The sequence below is a fragment of the Roseomonas aeriglobus genome (assembly GCA_016937575.1).
Lineage (GTDB): Bacteria > Pseudomonadota > Alphaproteobacteria > Sphingomonadales > Sphingomonadaceae > Sphingomonas > Sphingomonas aerigloba.
The window spans coordinates 1,574,225-1,593,502 of the sequence record JAFHKN010000002.1 but is presented as its reverse complement, the minus strand read 5'-3'; the positions used below and the strand labels follow the sequence as shown (position 1 = coordinate 1,593,502).

The 19,278-nt window shown below is 65.9% G+C and carries 18 protein-coding genes and 1 tRNA gene; 14 read left to right on the top strand and 5 right to left on the bottom strand.

Annotated elements, in window-relative coordinates:
• Both JW805_08010 and JW805_08005 read left to right on the top strand, forming a co-directional pair.
• Positions 1-222 (top strand): hypothetical protein, encoded by a 222-nt coding sequence (locus JW805_08010; protein MBN2971959.1) that lies wholly within the window; start codon positions 1-3, stop codon positions 220-222.
• A gap of 530 nt (positions 223-752) precedes the next feature.
• A complete protein-coding gene (locus JW805_08005) occupies positions 753-890 on the top strand; it encodes a hypothetical protein (protein MBN2971958.1) in 138 nt (45 codons plus the stop codon).
• A 135-nt stretch (positions 891-1,025) separates the two neighbouring features.
• Here JW805_08005 and JW805_08000 read toward each other — a convergent pair whose 3' ends face one another.
• Both JW805_08000 and JW805_07995 read right to left on the bottom strand, forming a co-directional pair.
• Complete coding sequence (locus tag JW805_08000; GenBank protein ID MBN2971957.1) at positions 1,026-2,648, bottom strand: AAA family ATPase; 1,623 nt, start codon at positions 2,646-2,648, stop codon at positions 1,026-1,028.
• A gap of 21 nt (positions 2,649-2,669) precedes the next feature.
• A tRNA-Ser gene (locus JW805_07995) sits at positions 2,670-2,759 on the bottom strand.
• A 276-nt stretch (positions 2,760-3,035) separates the two neighbouring features.
• Between JW805_07995 and JW805_07990 the strand changes: the two genes are divergently transcribed.
• From JW805_07990 to mazG, 10 genes are read left to right on the top strand one after another with little or no spacing between them, the layout of a single operon-like run.
• Positions 3,036-4,061, top strand: coding sequence for a lytic murein transglycosylase (locus tag JW805_07990; protein MBN2971956.1), 1,026 nt, complete (start codon positions 3,036-3,038; stop codon positions 4,059-4,061).
• Positions 4,045-4,812, top strand: coding sequence for an SPOR domain-containing protein (locus JW805_07985; protein MBN2971955.1), 768 nt, complete (start codon positions 4,045-4,047; stop codon positions 4,810-4,812). Before JW805_07990 ends, JW805_07985 begins: the two co-directional genes overlap by 17 nt.
• Before the next feature lie 23 nt (positions 4,813-4,835).
• On the top strand, positions 4,836-6,008 hold the full coding sequence (locus tag JW805_07980) for a D-alanyl-D-alanine carboxypeptidase (GenBank protein ID MBN2971954.1): 1,173 nt from the start codon (positions 4,836-4,838) through the stop codon (positions 6,006-6,008).
• The gene (locus JW805_07975) at positions 6,005-6,631 is read left to right on the top strand and encodes a dTMP kinase (protein ID MBN2971953.1); all 627 of its coding nucleotides are present in this window, start codon (positions 6,005-6,007) and stop codon (positions 6,629-6,631) included. Before JW805_07980 ends, JW805_07975 begins: the two co-directional genes overlap by 4 nt.
• Positions 6,628-7,581 carry a hypothetical protein gene (locus JW805_07970; protein MBN2971952.1) on the top strand — a complete coding sequence of 318 codons (954 nt, stop codon included), beginning with the start codon at positions 6,628-6,630 and terminating at the stop codon, positions 7,579-7,581. Before JW805_07975 ends, JW805_07970 begins: the two co-directional genes overlap by 4 nt.
• Before the next feature lie 18 nt (positions 7,582-7,599).
• The gene (locus JW805_07965) at positions 7,600-9,129 is read left to right on the top strand and encodes a methionine--tRNA ligase (GenBank protein ID MBN2971951.1); all 1,530 of its coding nucleotides are present in this window, start codon (positions 7,600-7,602) and stop codon (positions 9,127-9,129) included.
• Positions 9,126-9,908: a TatD family hydrolase gene (locus JW805_07960; protein MBN2971950.1), complete on the top strand. Its 783-nt coding sequence runs from the start codon at positions 9,126-9,128 to the stop codon at positions 9,906-9,908. Before JW805_07965 ends, JW805_07960 begins: the two co-directional genes overlap by 4 nt.
• Positions 9,905-10,669 carry an MBL fold metallo-hydrolase gene (locus tag JW805_07955; protein MBN2971949.1) on the top strand — a complete coding sequence of 255 codons (765 nt, stop codon included), beginning with the start codon at positions 9,905-9,907 and terminating at the stop codon, positions 10,667-10,669. Before JW805_07960 ends, JW805_07955 begins: the two co-directional genes overlap by 4 nt.
• Entirely contained in the window at positions 10,666-11,277 is a 612-nt protein-coding gene (locus JW805_07950; GenBank protein ID MBN2971948.1) for a TIGR02281 family clan AA aspartic protease, read from the top strand. Before JW805_07955 ends, JW805_07950 begins: the two co-directional genes overlap by 4 nt.
• A gap of 43 nt (positions 11,278-11,320) precedes the next feature.
• Positions 11,321-12,070, top strand: coding sequence for a nucleoside triphosphate pyrophosphohydrolase (gene mazG / locus JW805_07945; protein MBN2971947.1), 750 nt, complete (start codon positions 11,321-11,323; stop codon positions 12,068-12,070).
• 113 nt (positions 12,071-12,183) lie between these two features.
• Here the strand turns inward: mazG and aspS are convergent, their stop codons facing one another.
• Positions 12,184-14,019: an aspartate--tRNA ligase gene (gene aspS / locus JW805_07940; protein MBN2971946.1), complete on the bottom strand. Its 1,836-nt coding sequence runs from the start codon at positions 14,017-14,019 to the stop codon at positions 12,184-12,186.
• 196 nt (positions 14,020-14,215) lie between these two features.
• Between aspS and rnd the strand changes: the two genes are divergently transcribed.
• Positions 14,216-15,397 carry a ribonuclease D gene (gene rnd / locus JW805_07935; protein ID MBN2971945.1) on the top strand — a complete coding sequence of 394 codons (1,182 nt, stop codon included), beginning with the start codon at positions 14,216-14,218 and terminating at the stop codon, positions 15,395-15,397.
• Positions 15,397-15,666, top strand: a complete 270-nt coding sequence (locus JW805_07930; protein ID MBN2971944.1) for a hypothetical protein — start codon at positions 15,397-15,399, stop codon at positions 15,664-15,666. The genes rnd and JW805_07930 overlap by 1 nt, the downstream gene beginning before the upstream one ends.
• Before the next feature lie 6 nt (positions 15,667-15,672).
• On the opposite strand, the gene JW805_07925 is transcribed toward JW805_07930, so the two are convergent.
• Together JW805_07925 and JW805_07920 are read right to left on the bottom strand one after the other, a co-directional pair.
• Positions 15,673-17,136 carry a Ppx/GppA family phosphatase gene (locus JW805_07925; GenBank protein ID MBN2971943.1) on the bottom strand — a complete coding sequence of 488 codons (1,464 nt, stop codon included), beginning with the start codon at positions 17,134-17,136 and terminating at the stop codon, positions 15,673-15,675.
• A complete protein-coding gene (locus tag JW805_07920) occupies positions 17,133-19,271 on the bottom strand; it encodes an RNA degradosome polyphosphate kinase (protein ID MBN2971942.1) in 2,139 nt (712 codons plus the stop codon). The genes JW805_07925 and JW805_07920 overlap by 4 nt, the downstream gene beginning before the upstream one ends.
• Between the last annotated feature and the right edge of the window lie 7 nt (positions 19,272-19,278).

Below are 19,278 nucleotides of genomic sequence, written 5' to 3'. Positions count from 1 at the left end.
GTGGCGCGCGTCCGCTCCATGCTGGCGCGGGTCGGGCGGCTAGAGCGCTCCGACGCCCCGGCGCAGTGCCCGTTCGAGCGCCAATACGGCACGCTGGAGAACATGGCCCGTGAGTGGCGGGGCATGATGAGCGCAGGGATGCTGGACCCACGCGACGGCGAAGCGCTGATCGCCATTGTGTACCGCTGGCGGAACGACCGCGTGTGGGACCTGTGGCGGTGACCGCGCCCGTGCCCCTGCCCGAGTGGCTTTCGCTGTGGCGCGAGCGCACGGGGGCGTCCGCGCCCACGCAGGCGGTTGCAGCGCCCAGCGCCCCGGAGCAGCGGACGCGGGGCGCGGACGGTCTGGGGTTCGTGGAGCCGCGGCAGTGGCCCTGGGACGGTGGCACCCGGCGCGAGCCGGTGCTCGACACTGACCGACACCCGCCTCGCGTGGTCAGACACGTGGGCTGGCGCTCATGCCTCCGCTGCCGCCGCCCGTTCTTCTCCGCCGACGTGGCGCGGGTACGCATGTGCGACCCGTGCAAGGAAGCGATCTAGGGACAGTCGGTAACGGGCACGGGCCAGTGACCGACCTAGTGGGCGCGGTGGTGCTAGACTCCCGCCGCCGCGCCCATCGGCAGCGCCACGCACCTGCACTCCTAGGGGAGCGGGGCGCTGCCGCCGCGACGGTGGAACGGGCAGGGAACAAATCAACTAATAGGTCGTTCGTAGGGCCGCACCACAAGATGGTGTGAGCTTGGAGCCTGAACGATGGCGAAGAACGAGCACACGAGCGCGAAGGCGGGCAAGGCCGCCTCCAACGTCCTCCGGGATGGTCGCACCGGCAAGGACTCGAAGACGGCGGCCGGGTCTGCCTTGTCGCAGCGGCCGGATAAAAAGAAGAAGTGACGTGCGTAGGGGCCGGTCGGCAACCGGCCCCGCCCGTCAGTTATCATAACTGTTGGACGCTCCCGTAAGGCGCTATGCCGCAAAGCAGTTTTGCTGGCCTGAGCCAAACAGAAGTAAGTCGTAAGCCGGTAGAGGCTACGGTCGGGGGGTTGCTGCTGGTAGATCGTCTTTGAGCGCCGAATGTAGAACGGAACTGTCGTCAGACCTCAGCGTCCGTCCCACGAACTCCTCCAACGCTTTCTGCTGATAGCCCAACTGCTTGGCCACTTCGCTGAGAAGGCCCTTATTGTCGTAGGCCAGCAACACCTTCTCGTATTCCTGGTTAGATATCGCGTCGGTCAGCTTGGCCTTCGCATCGCCGAATATTGCGGAAGGGTCGACGCTCGACGCGGCCTGCCGAAACTCTGTATCAAGAGTTCCTATGTCCGAACCTGACAGGCCAATCTTCTTCATTTGCGCATCGACCCGCCGCCGGGTGTAGCGAAGACAAATCTCGTCCACCTGCTTCGCGGCTTGAGCAAAAACTATGCCCTTAAGCGCGGTTAGCTTGGCTTGCCCCTCTTGGGCAGAAAACTTCAAAGATGCGGCGAGGGCTAAAAAGACGCCGGGGAGTAGGAGCACGTTTTCTATCTCGGAGACCGGGAGTCGATAAACACCCTTCGTTTCGAGATAAGCGGCTTCTTCGTCCGTTCGCCCATCGGCGTCCACGAGGCCTGCGCAACCCACCCGGTGCAACTCCGGCCTGGCGGCAAACGCGGATACAGTATGTATCACCTGCTCACATGATCCAACCGGGACAACTGTAAACTTGTCGTACACACGGCGGTACAGCGCGGAGTCCAGGCTGCCGCCATCCCCCTCGACGAATAAAACTGGTCGGCGGCTACCCACGATAGTGGCGACGATATCGTCTGGTAGCTCGCTGCTCTCGGGAACCTGCTCGATATCCCAGGCATCCCCCGGTGCTCGCCGGAAGGCACGGAGTGCGTATTTTGACGCCGCATGCCTGGAACTGGCAAACTCAACGTCGTGGGTGATATAAAGGAAACAGCAGTCTGGCCTCGCAGACTCAATCTCGTCCCATAGCTTCGCAAGAATGGAGCGGTTGATATGAAGCTCGGGTTCATCGAAGATAAGGAGAGTATCGGGCTTTGCGAGCAATGCCTGCGCAATCAAGTAAAGCGTGACGCGCTCGCCGTCGCTCATATCAGACGCTGAATACTCATCCCCCTCAGGTGGCTTGGTTCTCAGATTACCGCCGAGAACGATCAGCTCTCGATGAGGAAGAAGCTTTTCCCAGATGCTCTTTAACTTATCCACTTTGGCTGGGGTAGGCGTGATTCGTTCATCTGGCTTGCTGAGGGCATCCTGACGATACTTGATGGAAACGTCATTGTTCTCCGCGTACAGCGCAGCGAGCACATGATCGAAGTCGGAGAGCAGGGCCGTCTCGGGTTTGTTCTGGTACCGATGCCCATATTTGTGAGCGTAATTGCCCTGGTCGTATCCGTAGAAAAGCCGGTTGGTTGCGATCTCAAGGCTTGGCGGAACCACTGCCGGATTCAAGGTCAATGATCGATGGGCGGCGATGCGGTGGACCTCCAAGCCAGCCTGGGACAGGCTAGTATCAAGGTACACACCAAGCCTTGTCTTGCCCGCCCCGTTCGCTCCAACGAACACGATGCTGGAGCCTGCGCTTACCTCGACCGAGACAGGCGCGCCAAAGCTGGGGACATCGATTCTACCTGTCAGCGCCACCGGAGCCCCCATATTTCAAATTGGCGGAAGAGGTGGGATTCGAACCCACGGAACGGTTGCCCGCTCGCCGGTTTTCAAGACCGGTTCCTTAAACCACTCGGACACTCTTCCGTACCGTCAGCGCGCCTGCTGCTTACAATCTACTTACGGGTTCTTTCGCCCACAACCCAGACGTAGCGGCAAACCCGCAGAAATCCTCACCTTCTCACCGCGTCGACCGTGAACCTCCAGTGGCTTTCAAGACCGCTGCCTTAAACCACTCGGCCATCTCTCCGGGTTCGCACGCCCTTAACCCCTGCGACCATTTGTGCAAGCACCGGGATGTTTGGGGTTCCCCCCGCGGCGCTCGCTGTGGCATCACCTGTCCTTGGTAAACAGGGGTTGCGTATGCGTTGGCGTGGATGGGCGAATGGTCTGGTGGCAGCGACGCTGCTGCTGGCCACAGGCGCGAGCGCGCAGGACGAGGCCGGGTTCCAGAGCTTCCTCCGATCGATCCGCGGTCGCGCGCTTTCGGAAGGGGTTAGGCCGGAGACCTTCGACAGCGTCACAGCGTCGCTGACCTTCAACCCGCGGGTCGTCGAACTCGATCGCCAGCAGCCCGAAGCATCGCCGAATGCGCCAGTTGCGAACTTCGCGCCGTACAGGGCGCAGCATGTCGATGCCGCTCGCATCTCGCGCGGGCGTGCCGCCTACCAGCGCGAACGCCCACGGCTCGAACGGATCGAGCGCGAGACCGGCGTTCCCGAATCGATGATGGTCGCGATCTGGGGGCATGAAACGAATTACGGTTCGTACACGGGTAATTTCGACCTGCCACGCAGCCTGGCCAGCCTCGCTTACGAAGGCCGTCGTCGCCAGCTGTTCACCGACGAATTCATCGCCACGCTGAAGATGATCGACCGCGGGGTGCCGCGTGACCGGCTGAAGGGCAGCTGGGCCGGCGCGTTCGGGTATCCGCAGTTCCTGCCATCGGTCTATCTGCGCCTCGCTCGCGATGGCGACGGCGATGGTCGCGCCGATATCTGGTCGAACCCGGCCGACACGCTGGCGTCGATCGCAAATTACTTCGTCAACGCCGGGTGGCGCGCAGGGCAACCCTGGGGCTTGGCGGTCACGGTGCCGGCCGGCTTCAATCGCGCCGATATGAAAAACCGGACGCTCTCGCCGCGCTGCCCGCGCGTGCACGACCGGCACAGCCGTTGGCGGACGATCGCCGAGTGGCGGCGGGTGGGGATCGCGCCGCAGGATCGCGCCTGGCCCGCGGACGACGTGCTGGCGTCGCTGATCGAACCGGACGGTCCCGGGCGCACCGCTTACCTGCTGACGGGCAATTATCGCGTGATTCTCGATTATAACTGCTCGAATTTCTACGCGCTTTCGGTAGGGCTGCTCGCCGATGAAGTCGCTCGCTAGCCTTGCCTTGATCCTTGCTGCGCCGGCCCTAGCGCAGGAACCGGCGGCCGGAGACGGTCCGCGCGGGTCGTCGCAGCTGGCTGCCGGCGAAACGCGCTACGATCTGGTCGGACGGGCCGACGAAGCGCAGATGTCCGGCCTGTTCGTAGTCGCCCGCGATCTGCCGCCGGGGGGCTATGCGGAGGTGACGGCGCTGGACACCGGCCGGACTATCGTTCTGCGCGTGGCCAGCGGAAACGTCGCGCCCGACAGGATCGCCATGGTGTCGAGCGATGCGGCAGCCGCCTTGGGTGGCGTCGGACAGGGCGTCCGCGTCCGCCGGGTCGTCCCCCTGCCGCAGGACGTTGCGCAACTGAACGCCGGTCGCCCGGGCGAACCGCGCCCGGATGCCCCGCCGGCGCTCCTGGCCGCGTTGCGCCGAAAACTCGCATCGGCACCTCTGGTGGTGCCGACGCTGCGCGCCATGTCCACTCCGGCGGCGCGCAAAGCGCCCGCAACCGCCACCCGTCCGGAGAAACCGGCCGAGCCCCGTTCGGCCGTTGCCGCCGGCTATTCCGTTCAGGTCGCTGCCGTGTCCAGTGCGGACCGGGCGATGACTCTCGCCCAGGCGCTGGGTGGGGCTGTCATCGCCGGGCCTCCGGTGTGGCGCGTCCGGCTCGGCCCCTATCCCGATCTCGCCGCCGCCCAGCGTGCCAAGGCCGATGTCGCCCGCCGCGGCTATCCTGGCGCGACGATCGTCCGCTTCCCGTAATATTCAGCGTAATGGACCGTCCCATGATGAAAGCTCCTGCTCTCGCCTCGATCTTTGCCTTGCTTGCGGCGACCCCCGGCATCGCCCAGGCCCCGCCGTTCCAGACGACGGCGCGTGTCGCCTATCTGGAAGATCTGTCGACCGGCGCGGTGCTCTACGCCAAGGACGCCGACGTCCGCATGCCGCCGGCATCGATGGCGAAGATGATGACGGCCTATGTCGCGTTCGACCTGATCAAGAAGGGGGAGCTGAAACTCGACACGATGGCGACGGTGCGGCCGGAGACATGGCAGAAGTGGCACGGGCCCCAGGCCGGCTCGACCATGTTCCTGTCGCCTGGTGAGCAGGTCAGCGTCGACAATCTGCTAAAGGGCATCGTCGTGCTGTCGGGCAACGACGCCTGCGTCGTGCTTGCCGAACAGATCGCGGGAACCGAGGAAGCCTTTACCGCGCTGATGAACAAGAAGGCGGCGGAGTTGGGGCTCAAGAACAGCCATTTCGGGACGTCGAACGGCTGGCCCGATGGCGGCGTGACCTATGTCACCGCGCGCGACCTCGCCCGTCTGGCGCAGGCGACGATCGAGAACCACCCGCAGCTCTACAAGCGCTTCTACTCGCTGAAGGAATTCACCTGGGGCAAGACGCTGGGCTCGGGCAGCGACATTACCCAGGCCAACCGTGACCCGCTGCTCGGCCGGGTCGCCGGCGCGGACGGCCTGAAAACGGGCCACACCGAGGAAGCCGGCTATGGCTTCACCGGATCGGCCGAACAGAATGGCCGGCGTCTGGTGATGGTCGTCGCGGGCCTCAACAGCTTCAACGAGCGGATCAGCGAATCGGTCAAGTTCATGGATTGGGGCTTCCGCGCGTGGAAGGCCAAGCCCGTCGTTGGCAAGGGCAAGCGCGTGTCGGCCGCCGAAGTCCAGGGCGGCAGCGAGAGCGAAGTCGGCCTCGTCGCGCCGAAGGATCTGAAGATCACAATCCCGGCGGGCAGCGATCCGAAGATGAATGCGAAGGTCGTCTATAACGGCCCGATCCAGGCACCGATCAAGGCCGGCCAGCATATCGCCGACCTGGTCGTCCAGACCGAAGGCGGCCCGACCTCGACGATGCCGCTGGTCGCCGAAGCCGATGTGGGCGAGGCCGGCTTCTTCGGTCGCGCCTGGGCCGGGCTGATGTCGCTGTTCGGCGCGTGACACCAGGCAAGTTCATCTCGCTGGAAGGCGGGGAGGGGGCGGGAAAGTCGACCCAGGCCGCCGCCCTGGCCAGCGCGTTGGAATCGCGCGGGCTCAACGTGGTGGTCACGCGCGAGCCCGGCGGCAGCGAAGGGGCGGAGGCAATCCGTGGCCTGTTGCTGGGCGGTGACGTCTCGCGGTGGAGCTCGCACAGCGAGGCTTTGCTGTTCGCCGCTGCACGCGCCGACCATGTCGAAAAGCGCATCCGCCCGGCTCTGGAAGCGGGACATTGGGTGATCTGCGACCGGTTCGTCGACTCGACGCGGGCCTATCAGGGGGCGCAGGACATCGACGATGCCGCGATCCTGGCGCTCCATGCCTTCGGGTCCAAAGGGGTGTTGCCCGACCGGACGTTGGTGCTCGAGATCGATCATCGTCAGGGCGCCGAACGCGCCGCCGCCCGCGACGCCGGTGCCGCGGACCGCTTCGCCCAACGCGGGCCCGACTTCCATGCCGACGTCGCCGCGCAGTTCCGTCGCATCGCCGAACAGGAGCCCGAGCGCGTTCGGCTGGTCGATGCCGCGGCGACGCCCGCAGTGGTGACCGAACGGCTGCTGAAAGCGCTCGCCGACCTGCTGCCATGACGTCACTTGTCGGCAATGACGAGGCCCGCGCGGCGATAGAGGCCGCCGACGTCGCGGGTAACCTCCATCACGCCTGGTTGATCGCCGGGGCCGAGGGGCTGGGCAAAGCGACCTTTGCCAAACATGCCGCGGAGCGGTTGCTGGCGCGCGCGGCGGGGGACCGGGCGGGCCGTACTGCGGCGATGATCACCGCGGGCGCACATCCCGACTATCGCGTGCTCGACCGCCTGCCTGTCGATGCAGACAAGCCCGAAAAGGGCACCGCACGCTCGATCAAGATCGACCAGATCCGCGCGCTGGGGCCGATGCTCGGCGTCAAGCCGTCGATGTCCGACCGCCGCGTGATCGTGATCGACGCGATCGACGACCTCGAACGCCCCGCCGCCAACGCGCTCCTCAAGAGCCTGGAGGAGCCGCCCGCGGGGACGATCTTCCTGCTCGTCAGCCATGCGCCCGGCCGATTGCTCCCGACGATCCGATCGCGCTGCCGCCTGTTGCGATTCGACGTGCTGGGCGAAGGCGAGATGCGCACCGTCCTGCGCGAGGCTGTTCCACAGGCGACCGAGGCCGAGCTGGCGGCGCTGATCCGCGCCGGTGCGGGGTCGCCGGGACGTGCGCTGCGTTTCGCCGGGCTCGATCTCGCCGCGATCGAGACGGCGCTGGAGACGATCGTCCGCGACGGTGACGTCGACACACAACAGCGGGTCAAGCTGTCGAAGGCCCTGTCCCCCAAAGCGGCCCAGCCCCGTTACGAAGCTTTTCTGGAGCGCGTCCCTGCCTTCATCGCCGAACGTGCGCGGACGCTGAACGGGGAGGGGCTGCGCGAGGCGCTCGATGCCTATGCCGCGGCGGCCGACCTCGCGCGCGCGTCGCTCGCCCAGTCGCTCGACGCGGCGACGACGACGTTCGAGATGGGCGGCTATGTTGCACGGCTGGCGCGGGGCCGCTGAACTGGCTAGGGCACGCCCATGTCCGAGCCCTATTACATCACGACCGCGATCCATTACCCGAACGGCCGCCCGCACATCGGCCACGCCTATGAGATGATCGCCGCCGACGCGATCGCGCGGTTCCAGCGCCAGGCCGGGCGCGATGTGCGGTTTCAGACCGGCACCGACGAACACGGGCTGAAGATGGTCAAGACCGCCCGCGACCGCGGCGTCGATGTGCGCGCGCTGGCCGATGAAATGTCGGGCTATTTCCACAAGATGGCCGGTAAGTTGAACATCGGATATGATCGCTTCATCCGCACCGTGGAGCCCGATCACTACGCCGCCAGCCAGGCGATCTGGCGTGCGATGGCGGATGCCGGCGACCTGTATCTCGACCGCTACGAGGGGTGGTACTCGGTCCGCGACGAGGCCTTCTACGAAGAGAAGGAACTGTCGGTCGCGGAGGACGGCAGCAAATTGTCGCCGCAGGGCACGCCGGTCGAATGGACCGCGGAGGAAACCTGGTTCTTCCGCCTGTCGAAATATCAGCAGCCGCTGCTCGACCTCTATGCGGCGCAGCCCGATTTCATCCGCCCGGAAAGCCGCCGCAACGAGATCCTGCGCTTCGTCGAAGGCGGGCTCGCCGACCTCAGCGTCTCGCGGACCAGCTTCGACTGGGGCGTGCCGGTGCCCGACAGCCCGGGCCACGTCATGTATGTCTGGGTCGACGCACTGACCAACTATATCACCGGCGCCGGATACCCGGATGATAACGCTCTGTTTTCAAAATATTGGCCTGCGAACCTGCATCTGATCGGCAAGGATATCGTCCGCTTTCACACCGTCTATTGGCCCGCTTTCCTGATGTCGGCGAAGCTGCCGCTGCCGAAACAGGTATTCGGCCATGGCTTCCTGCTCAACCGGGGCGAGAAGATGTCGAAGTCGGTCGGCAATGTCGTCGACCCGATGACGCTCGCCGAACTCTACGGCGTCGATCCGTTGCGCTATTTCCTGCTGCGCGACGTCAGCTTCGGCCAGGACGGGACGTTCAGCGACGAAGCGATCGTGACGCGGTCGAACGCCGATCTATCGAACAGCTTCGGCAATCTGGCGCAGCGCACGCTGGCCTTCATCGCCAAGAACCTTGCTGGCCAGCTTGAGACCGGACGGAGCGAACCGGCCGATGCCGAACTGCTCGCCGAGGTTGATGCGGCAACGCGTGAATTCGTGACGCAGTTCGACGATCTGGCATTGAGCCAGGGAATCGAGGCGTGGATGCGCGGCGTCTTCGCCTGCAACGCATACATCGACACCCAGGCGCCCTGGGCTCTGCGCAAGGCCGATCCGGAGCGGATGCACGCGGTGCTCGGTACACTGGTCGACGCGATCCGGCGTCTGGCGATCACCATCCTGCCGGTCATTCCGACATCGGCGGCGGCGGTGCTCGATCAGCTGGGCGTGGCAGCGCGTGACCACGCCGCACTGCTGTCCGACTGGGACCCCACGAGCGCCCGACTGAACCCACCCAGCCCAGTCTTCCCCCGCCTGGAGCTCGCCGCGGAATGAAGCTCGCCGATAGTCATTGCCACCTGAATTACAAAGGGTTGGCGGAGGATCAGCAGAGCGTGCTCGAACGCGCTCGCGCCTCCGGCGTCGTCGCGATGCTCAACATCGCCACGCGCGAGAGCGAGTGGGACGCGGTGCTCGCCACCGCCGAAAGCGAGCCCGACGTCTGGTCGACCGTCGGCATTCACCCGCATGAGGCCGACCAGCACCCGCATATCGACACCGCCAAGCTGGTCGCCCGCGCCGCCCACCCGCGCGTGGTCGGGATCGGCGAGAGCGGCCTCGACTATTTTTACGACAAGAGCGACCGCGAGCAGCAGCAGTCGAGCTTCCGCGCGCATCTCGCCGCCTGCCGCGAGACCGGCCTGCCGATCGTCGTCCACACCCGCGATGCCGAAGCCGACACGCTGGCGATCCTGGAGGATGAGCTGGGGAAGGGGGCCTATCCCGGGGTCATCCACTGTTTCACCGCCAGCGGGGCCTTTGCCGATGCCGCGCTGGCGATGGGCTTCTACATCTCGATCTCCGGCATCGTGACGTTCAAGAACGCGCGCGATTTGCAAGAGACCGCCGCACGCCTCCCGATCGACCGGCTGCTGATCGAAACCGATGCGCCGTTCCTCGCGCCCGTGCCCCATCGCGGCAAGACCGGCGAACCGGCGTACGTCGCCGATACCTGCCGCTTCCTTGCGCAGTTGCGCGGCGAGGACGCCGAGATGCTTGCCGATCGCACGCGTGAGAATTTTCACACGCTGTTCGCCAAGACCCGCCGGGCATGAAGCTGCGCATCCTCGGTTGCGGCACATCCTCGGGCGTCCCGCGGATCGGCAACGACTGGGGTGCGTGCGATCCGGACGAGCCCCGCAACCGCCGGCTGCGAGTGTCGATCCTGATCGAAACCGGCGACACCCGGATCCTGGTCGATACCGGTCCCGACCTGCGCGAACAATTGCTCGCCGCGGACGTGGCGACAGTCGATGCAGTGATCTGGACGCACGACCATGCGGACCACTGCCATGGGCTCGACGACCTGCGCCAGGTCTACCATGCGCAGCGCACGCCGGTGCGCGGTCTGGCCCGACAGGCGACGCTTGCCAGTCTGCAAGGCCGGTTCGCTTACGCCTTTCACGGTCGCGACGGCTATCCGTCGACCGTCGTCGGCGAATTGCTACCCGATCATCTGACCATCGGCTCGCTGACTATCCGCGTCACCGATCAGCCGCACGGCAGTATCATCAGCGCCGGGCTTCGCTTCGAACATGCCGGTTCAGCGATCGTTTATGCAACCGACTTCAATATCTTAACTGAAAATATGCGAAGTCTGTATCAAGATGCCGACGTGCTGGTCATCGACGCGTTGCGCCGTGCTCCGCACCCGACGCACCCGACGCTCGACCAGGCGCTCGGCTGGATCGCGGAACTGCGGCCCAAGCGCGCCATTCTGACCCATATGGATCAGTCGATGGATTACCGAACGCTGTGCGCGACGCTGCCCGCGGGTGTCGAGCCCGGCTATGACGGGCTGGAGGTCCGGCTGTGACCGACGACAGCGCGTCCTTCCTGTGGGGCATCGGCGCGTTGGTGCTGGTGCTGAGTGCTTTGTCGGCGCGCCGTCTTTCGTTCGGTCAGATCTTGCGCTCGGTGCTGAGCTGGGTCGCGATCTTCGCGGTGGCGACGTTGGCGTTCGCCAACCGCGATCGGATCGCACCGATCTTTACCGATATCGGCGAACGGATCGGCATCGGCGGACAGACCGTGGTCGGCGACACGGTGCGCATCCAGATGAGCGAGGACGGCCATTTCTGGGCGCGCGTCACGCTGAACGGCGTCGAGAAACGCATGCTGGTCGACAGCGGCGCGACGATCACCGCGGTGTCGGAAGCGAGCGCGAACGCAATCGGGATCGAGCCCGACGCGGTGGGCTTTCCGGTGGTGATCAACACCGCCAACGGGTCGGTGACCGCGCGCCGCGCACGGGTCGAGCGGGTTTCGCTCGGGACGCTTGAGACGAACGACCTGGGCGTCGTTGTGTCGCCGGCGTTTGGCGGGACGGATGTCCTCGGAATGAATTTCCTGTCGCGGCTCGGATCATGGCGGGTCGAGGGGCGGACGCTAATTCTAGAGCCGAAGCGCAACCCGCAAAGCTGACACCATTTTACATAATGTATGTTATCGAACTGACGGGTGGGCGATGATCGAACGGTTGGTAACCATCATGGCCCGGCTCCGCGACCCCGAGCATGGCTGCGAATGGGATACGGTGCAGACGTTCGACACGATCGCGCCCTACACGATCGAAGAAGCGTATGAAGTCGCCGACGCGATCGCGCGCGGCGACATGGGCGAACTGAAGGACGAACTCGGCGACCTGCTGCTCCAGGTCGTGTTCCATGCGCGGATCGCCGAGGAAGCCGGCCATTTCGCATTGCCCGACGTCGTCGCCGCGATCAGCGACAAGATGGAACGCCGACACCCGCATATCTTCGGCGACGCGACCGAGGGCGGCCATCATCTGTGGGAAGTCATCAAGGCCGAGGAACGTGCCGCCAAGACCGACCCGAGCGCGCTCGCCGGCGTTGCGCTGAGCCTGCCGGCGCTCCTGCGTGCGGAGAAGCTGCAAAAGCGTGCCGCGCGGGTCGGCTTCGACTGGCCCGATCCGAGCGGAGCCCGTGCCAAGGTCGACGAAGAATTGGCCGAAGTCGAGGCCGCGTCGGACGATGAGCGTGTCGAAGAAGTCGGCGACCTGCTGCTCGCCGTCGTCAATTGGGCGCGCAAGCTCGGTGTCGAGCCCGAGGCCGCCTTGCGCGTCGCGAACGCCAAGTTCGAACGCCGCTTCCGCGCGATGGAAGCCATGGCGGGTGATGCCTTCGCCGGGCTTCCGCTGGAGGAGCAGGAACAGCTCTGGCAGCGCGTCAAGGCCGGCGAGAAGCGGTCCGCCTGATCCGAATATGCGCTCCGGCGAAAGCCGGAATTCTGGCAAGTTAAGGAGGGCCGACCGCCGAGGCTCCGGCCTTCGCCGGAGCATGGCAGGTCAAGTCGGCGCCCCTTCCCCGCTTACTCCGGCTTCACCACCGCCGCGATCGGCTGCGTGCTCGTCCCCGCCGTCGCACCCGGCTTCGCCTGCTCGGCCACCTTGATGCTCAGCTCCTTCAGCTGCTTCGGCATCGCCAGGCTCGGTGCGCCCATCAGCAGGTCTTCGGCCCGCTGGTTCATCGGGAACAGCGTGATTTCACGCAGGTTCTGCGCGCCGCAGATCAACATGACGATGCGGTCGACGCCCGCCGCCATGCCGCCGTGCGGCGGCGCGCCATACTGGAACGCGCGATACAGGCCGCCGAAGCGCTCCTCGACGTCGGCCTTGCTCAGACCCACCAGCTCGAACGCCTTCACCATCAGCTCGGGTGACTGGTTGCGGATCGAGCCTGACGCGATCTCATAACCGTTGCAGACCAGGTCGTACTGATACGCCTTGATCGTCAGCGGGTCCTGTCCCTCCAGCGCTTCGAGTCCGCCCTGCGGCATCGAGAAGGGGTTGTGCGCGAAGTCGACCGTCTTCGTATCCTCGTCCCATTCGTAGAACGGGAAGTCGACGATCCAGCACAGGCGGAATGCGCCCTGCTCGATCAGGCCGAGCTGGTCGGCGACACGCGTGCGCGCGGCACCGGCGAGCTTTGCCGCCGCGTCAGCCTTGCCGGCGGCGAAGAACAGGCCGTCATCCGGGCCCAGGCCGAGCGCGGCGTACAGCGCCTCCATATTCTCGGGGCCATGGTTCTTGGCGATCGGCCCGCCGAATTCGCCGCCCTTGCGGGTGACATAGCCGAGACCGGCATGGCCTTCGCTGCGCGCCCATTCGTTCATGTCGTCGAAGAACTTGCGGCTCTTGTCCGCCGTCCCCGGCGCCGGGATGGCGCGGACGACGCCACCCGACCCGACGATCTTCTCGAACAGACCGAACCCGCTTTGCGTGAAATGCTCCGACACGTCGGTGATGATCAGCGGGTTGCGCAGGTCCGGCTTGTCGCTGCCGTACTTCAGCATCGCCTCGTCGTAGGGGATGCGCGGGAATTCGCCGGAGGGCGTCACGCTGCGGCCGTCGGCGAACTGCTCGAAGATGCCGCCGATGACCGGCTCCATCGTCTCCCACACTTCTTCCTGCGTGACGAAGCTCATCTCCAGGTCGAGCTGGTAGAATTCACCCGGCAGGCGGTCGGCGCGCGGGTCTTCGTCGCGGAAGCACGGCGCGATCTGGAAATAGCGGTCGAAGCCCGCGACCATCAGCAACTGCTTATACTGCTGCGGTGCCTGCGGCAGCGCGTAGAACTTGCCCGGATGAATGCGGCTCGGCACCAGGAAGTCGCGCGCGCCTTCGGGCGAAGAGGCGGTCAGGATCGGCGTCGAATATTCCGTGAAGCCAACCTCTTCCATCTTGCGGCGCATTGCCGAGATGACCTTCGTCCGACGGACGATATTGGCGTGCAGTGTCTCGCGCCGCAGGTCGAGGAAGCGGTAACGCAGGCGGATGTCTTCGGGATATTCCTGCTCGCCGGCGACCGGCATCGGCAGTTCGTCGGCGGCCGATAGCACGGTGGCACCTCGCGCGAAGACTTCGATGTCGCCGGTCGGCAGATTGGCGTTCACCGTGCCGGCCGCGCGCGCCTTCACCTCGCCGTCGATCGTGATGACCGATTCGACCCGCGCGGCCTCCAGGATCGCTAGTGCCGGACTGTCGGCATCGGCCACGACCTGGGTGATGCCGTAGTGGTCGCGCAGATCGACGAACAGCACACCGCCGTGATCGCGCTTGCGGTGGATCCAGCCTGACAGGCGGATCGTCTGGCCGACGTCGGTAGCGCGGAGCGCGGCGCAAGTGTGGGTGCGATAGGCGTGCATCATTCGTATCTCTGCTGTTCGTCACCCCCGCAAAGGCGGGGGCAAATTCTGGCTGACGCGTGAGGCTCTTGCCGATAAGCCAGCCAGAATTGATCCCCGCCTGCGCGGGGATGACGGATTGGAATTCTAGGCCGGCGCCCTCCCCTCCACGACGCCCTTTGTCAAGCCGCGCGCACGGGTCTATGGCCGCCGGCCTATGCACATTCACCCGTTGATCGAAGACTCGGCTACCCTCGCCAATCTTTGTACCCGCCTCAGCGCTTCGCCGTTCATCACGGTCGACACCGAATTCATGCGCGAGAACACCTTCTGGCCTGAGCTTTGCCTGATCCAGGTCGCCAATACCGAGGAAGCGGCGGCGATCGACCCGCTGGCGCCCGGCATCGACCTGAAACCGCTGCTTGACCTGCTGACCGAGAATGACGAGGTGCTGAAGGTCTTCCACGCCGGCGGCCAGGATCTGGAGATCGTCTACAACCTGACCGGCAAGACCCCCTTCCCGCTCTTCGACACGCAGATCGCGGCGATGGCGCTGGGTCAGGGCGAACAGATCGGCTATTCCAACCTGGTCGACAGCTATCTGGGCATCCAGGTCGACAAGGGCGCGCGCTTCACCGACTGGAGCCGTCGCCCGCTCGACGACCGCCAGATCAGCTACGCCATCGCGGACGTGACGCATCTGTCGAAGATCTTTCCCAAGATGCTCGACAAACTGCGCAAGACCGGGCGCGGCGACTGGCTCGACCAGGAGATGGAGCGGCTCGGCGACCCCGAAAATTACGCCCAAGACCCCGATGCCGCCTGGCAGCGGGTGCGCATCAACAGCCGCAAGGCCGAAGTGCTCGGCCGGCTGAAGGCGATCGCACGCTGGCGGGAGACCGAGGCGCGGGGCAAGAACCTGCCGCGCGGCCGCATCGCCAAGGACGAGACGATCGCCGACCTCGCCAGCAATCCGCCGCGCAAACAGGCCGACCTCGCCAAGGTTCGCGGGCTATCGGCCAGTTGGGCGGGCAACGATATCGGCGGTCGACTGATGGCGGCCATCGCCGATGCCAAGCCCCTGCCCGCTGCCGAGATGCCGGCTCGCGACGAACGCGGACCGGCGCTCGGCAAGGAAGGCGCGCTGGTCGCCGACCTGCTGAAGCTGCTACTCAAGATCCGCGCCCGCGACATCAACGTCGCCGCGCGCCTGCTCGCCCGCTCCGACGACTTGGAAGCGCTTGCCGCCGGCCAGCGCAAGGATCTGGCGATCCTGGACGGATGGCGCTTCGAACAATTCGGCCGCGATGCGCTCGATCTGGTCGAAGGCCGGCTGGGCTTCACCGTGCGCGGCGGCAAATTGACCATGACCCGGACCGACAGCGAAGAGGACGCCTGATGCGCAGATTGTTGATCGTCGCCCTGCTGCTGCTCACCGGTTGTACGGTGGATCTGAACACCAAGGGCATCTGTCTCAACGACCGCGTCCAGGCCTATGTCGGGCAGGTCTACGGCGACGGCATCGCCCGTCGCATCCGCATGCAGTCGCGGGCTGAGAAGCTCCGCGCGATCCGGCCGGGCGACGTCGTCACGATGGAGTTCAAGTCGCGCCGCGTAAACGTGGCCATCGACGAAAATAACCGCGTCAGCCGAATCTACTGCGGCTGATCCGGGTCAGCCGATCACCAGCCGCGCCTGCCGTCCCGTCGCGGCGGCAAGCGCGCGGTGCCGCTTTTCGACCGTGTCGCCGTAGAGCGCGGAATCGGCCGGAGCGACATGCAGCAGTACCGCGTCTTCGTCGATCGACAGGCGCGTACGCTCGAGCGGTCCTGCGACGCCGCCCGACAATCTCTGCCCGAGCCGCATCGCCAGCCCCCATTGCAGCGCGACCGCAAGCTCGTCATGCGGCGCCAGCCGACCGAGCGGATCGGGCGATGTCGCTTCCCCCCCGAGCGAGGCGTGCAGCGCCTGCGCGATCAGCGCGCGTCCCCGCGCATCGATCGCGACCCAATTCCCGTGCAGCGCGATCTCGACCCCGCGTTCGGCCCGAAATTCGGGGTTCGCGCGCCATCCGACGTCGGCGAGCAGGCAGGCGGCGTGCCGCAGGCGGGCACGTTCGGGCGGATCCGCGTCGAACAGCGGAGCGATCCAGCGATCGAGCACGTCGCCATGTTCGGGAAATCGCCCCGCCACCCGGGCTTCCTCGCGCGCCGCCACGATCAGGGCATCTTCGGCACGAACCGCGCCGGGCAGGCGCTGGTAAAGCAGCCCCTCGCGCAGCCCGTGCGATGACGCCACCGCAGCGGTCGTCCCCAGACGCCGCATCAGGATCGCCAGCAACGCGGCCGCGTCGCCGAGCGTCGGCGCACGGGCGGCGGAAATCCCTGCGACCGCCTTCATTCGCGCCTTGTCGAGATGCGTCAGCGACCGGCCCAGGCGGGCGACCTCGTCGCCGCTCATCGCATAACCGTGGATGACGGGCAGCGGATAGCCGTTCAGCTCCATGTCCAGCTTGGCCAGCGACCGCCACGACCCGCCGACCATGTAGAGCGGCAGCCCCTTCCCCCGCCCCGCCCAGCCGGTCTCGGCCAGCAAGGCGGCGACACGGCGATCCAGCGACGACTTGCCCTTGGCGCGGATCGCCGAGAGGCGCAGGACGCCGAGCGGGAAGGACACGCGGTCGGTGACGGTACCGGCGACGATCCGCACCAACTCCAGGCTGCCGCCGCCCAGATCGCCGACGATGCCGTCCGCGTCGGGGATCGCCGACAGTACGCCCATCCCGGCCGCGGTCGCCTCCTCTTCCCCGCTCAGCACCTCGACGGAGAGGCCCAGGCTCTCGGCGACCGCGATCAGGTCTGCGCCGTTGCTCGCATCCCGGACGGCGGCGGTTGCGACGGTGCGGACCTCGTCGACCTTCATTTCCCGCGTCAGCCAGGCGAAGCGGGCCAGACCGGTGCGCGCCAGCGCGAACGCGTCGGCATCGATCGCACCGGTTTCGGACAGCGACCGGCCAAGCCCGGCCATCACCTTCTCGTTGAAGATCGGCGCCGGCACCCGTCGCGCGCCCTGATAGACGACGAGGCGGATCGAATTGGATCCGATATCGATGATCGCCAGCCGGCGCGCGGCACTCATCCCGCGCCGCGCCCGCGTCGCGCCAGCGACAGCTTGGGTACCGCCCCGCGCCGCCCCAGTGCCGCGCCGCGGCCCGACAGTGACGGATTGGTCATGAAATAGCGGTGCAGGTTGAACGGCTTCGGCCCCGGCGCCACCCGGACATAGCGTCCGTCAGGCTGCAGTTCCCAGCTCTGTTCGCTGTCGAGGAGGTTGGCGACCATCACCTGGTCGAGCACCTGATCATGGACGGTTTCATTGAGCACCGGCAACATGAACTCGACGCGGCGGTCGAAGTTGCGCGGCATCCAGTCGGCCGACGACAGGAACACCTTCGCCTCGTCGTTGGGCAGGTCCTTGCCGTTGGCGAAGGCCCAGATGCGGCTATGCTCCAGGAAGCGACCGACGATCGAGCGCACGCGGATGCGCGCCGACATTTCCAGCACGCCCGGCCGCAGACAGCAGATACCGCGAACGATCAGGTCGATCTCGACCCCCGCGTTCGACGCCTCATAGAGTTTTTCGATGATCGCCGGGTCGACCAGCGAATTCATCTTCGCCCAGATCGCCGCCGGCCGCCCGGCCAGCGCATGACCGATCTCCACGTCGATCAGCTTCGCCAGCTCGTTGCGCAGGTGGCGCGGCGAGATGTGCAGCAGCTCGAGCGAATCGGGCTCGACATAGCCGGTGATGTAATTGAAGACCGCCGCCGCATCGCGCCCGAGGCGCGGGTCGGCAGTGAAGAAGCTGAGATCGGTGTAGATGCGCGCGGTGACCGGGTGATAATTGCCGGTTCCGAAGTGGCAATAGCTGCGGAACCCCGCCCCTTCGCGCCGCACCACCATCGATATCTTGGCGTGCGTTTTCCAGTCGATGAAGCCGTAGACGACCTGCACGCCGGCGCGCTCGAGCGCGGAGGCCCACAGCAAATTCTGCTCCTCGTCGAACCGCGCCTTCAATTCGACGACCGCCGTCACCGATTTGCCCGCTTCGGCCGCGGCGATCAGGGCGTTGATGACCGCCGACTGTTTGCCTGCGCGGTACAGCGTCTGCTTGATCGCAACCACATCGGGGTCGGCGGCGGCCTGCTTCAGGAACTCCAGGACGACGTCGAAGCTCTCGTAGGGGTGATGGACGATGATGTCCTTCGCCCGGATCGCCGCGAAACAATCGCCGCCGAATTCGCGGATGCGCTCGGGAAACCGCGCGACATATGGGGCGAATCGCAAGTCGGGCCGCTCGATCTCGACCAGGCGCGAGAGGTCGCCGATCCCCAGGAACCCGCCGATTTCGGTGAGCAGCGCACGGGCGCCGCCCAGTTCCTCCTTCAGCACCTGCTCCAGTTCGGGATCGATCCCGCTTTCCATCTCCAGGCGGATCACGCGGCCCCGCCGCCGTCGCTTGATCGCGCTGCGGAAATAGAGGACCAGATCCTCCGCCTCCTCCTCCAGCTCGATATCGCTGTCGCGCAGGATGCGGAACGCAGCCGACGCCTTCACCTCATATCCCGGGAACAGCTGCCCCGAGAAACGCTTGATGATGTCCTCGATGGTCAGGAAGCGGAAGTCCTCACCCGGAAGCCGGACGAACCGTGACAGGCCCGCGGGCAGCAGGATCAGTTCGCGGATCGGCTCCTGGTCGGACAGGCGGACCAGGTCGAAGATGACGCTCAGACCGCCGTTCGGAATGAAGGGGAACGGGTGCGCCGGATCCAGCGCCTGCGGTGTCAGGATCGGGAACAGCTGTTCGCGGAAATAGATCGCGAGCCAGGCCGCGCTCGTTTCGTCCAGCACGTCGCCATCGACGATGCGGATGTCCTGGCCCGCCAGTGCCGCCGACAGGTCGCGCCATACCCCCTGTTGCGAATCGACGAGCGCGTCGCCCACTTCGACGATCGCCGCCAGTTGCTGCTTGGGCGTGCGGCCGTCGGCGGAGCGTTGCTCGACCCCCCGGATTTGCTGGCCGATCAGCCCGGCGACCCGCGTCATGAAGAATTCGTCGAGATTCGAACCGGAGATCGACAGGAACCGCAGCCGTTCGAGCAGCGGATGTGCCGGGTTGCACGCTTCCTCGATCACCCGGCGATTGAACGCCAGCCACGACAGTTCGCGGTTGAAATAGCGGCTTTCGGCATCCGGGCGAGCTGGCTCCGGCATGACGGGC

Coding starts and splice junctions, on each gene's coding strand:
- JW805_07960 (MBN2971950.1), top strand. CDS start 9,126: ATGAAGCTCGCCGATAGTCATTGCCACCTGAATTACAAAGGGTTGGCG.
- JW805_07965 (MBN2971951.1), top strand. CDS start 7,600: ATGTCCGAGCCCTATTACATCACGACCGCGATCCATTACCCGAACGGC.
- JW805_07925 (MBN2971943.1), bottom strand. CDS start 17,136: ATGAGTGCCGCGCGCCGGCTGGCGATCATCGATATCGGATCCAATTCG.
- JW805_07970 (MBN2971952.1), top strand. CDS start 6,628: ATGACGTCACTTGTCGGCAATGACGAGGCCCGCGCGGCGATAGAGGCC.
- JW805_07955 (MBN2971949.1), top strand. CDS start 9,905: ATGAAGCTGCGCATCCTCGGTTGCGGCACATCCTCGGGCGTCCCGCGG.
- mazG (MBN2971947.1), top strand. CDS start 11,321: ATGATCGAACGGTTGGTAACCATCATGGCCCGGCTCCGCGACCCCGAG.
- JW805_07990 (MBN2971956.1), top strand. CDS start 3,036: ATGCGTTGGCGTGGATGGGCGAATGGTCTGGTGGCAGCGACGCTGCTG.
- JW805_08005 (MBN2971958.1), top strand. CDS start 753: ATGGCGAAGAACGAGCACACGAGCGCGAAGGCGGGCAAGGCCGCCTCC.
- aspS (MBN2971946.1), bottom strand. CDS start 14,019: ATGCACGCCTATCGCACCCACACTTGCGCCGCGCTCCGCGCTACCGAC.
- JW805_07930 (MBN2971944.1), top strand. CDS start 15,397: ATGCGCAGATTGTTGATCGTCGCCCTGCTGCTGCTCACCGGTTGTACG.
- rnd (MBN2971945.1), top strand. CDS start 14,216: ATGCACATTCACCCGTTGATCGAAGACTCGGCTACCCTCGCCAATCTT.
- JW805_07920 (MBN2971942.1), bottom strand. CDS start 19,271: ATGCCGGAGCCAGCTCGCCCGGATGCCGAAAGCCGCTATTTCAACCGC.
- JW805_07985 (MBN2971955.1), top strand. CDS start 4,045: ATGAAGTCGCTCGCTAGCCTTGCCTTGATCCTTGCTGCGCCGGCCCTA.
- JW805_07980 (MBN2971954.1), top strand. CDS start 4,836: ATGATGAAAGCTCCTGCTCTCGCCTCGATCTTTGCCTTGCTTGCGGCG.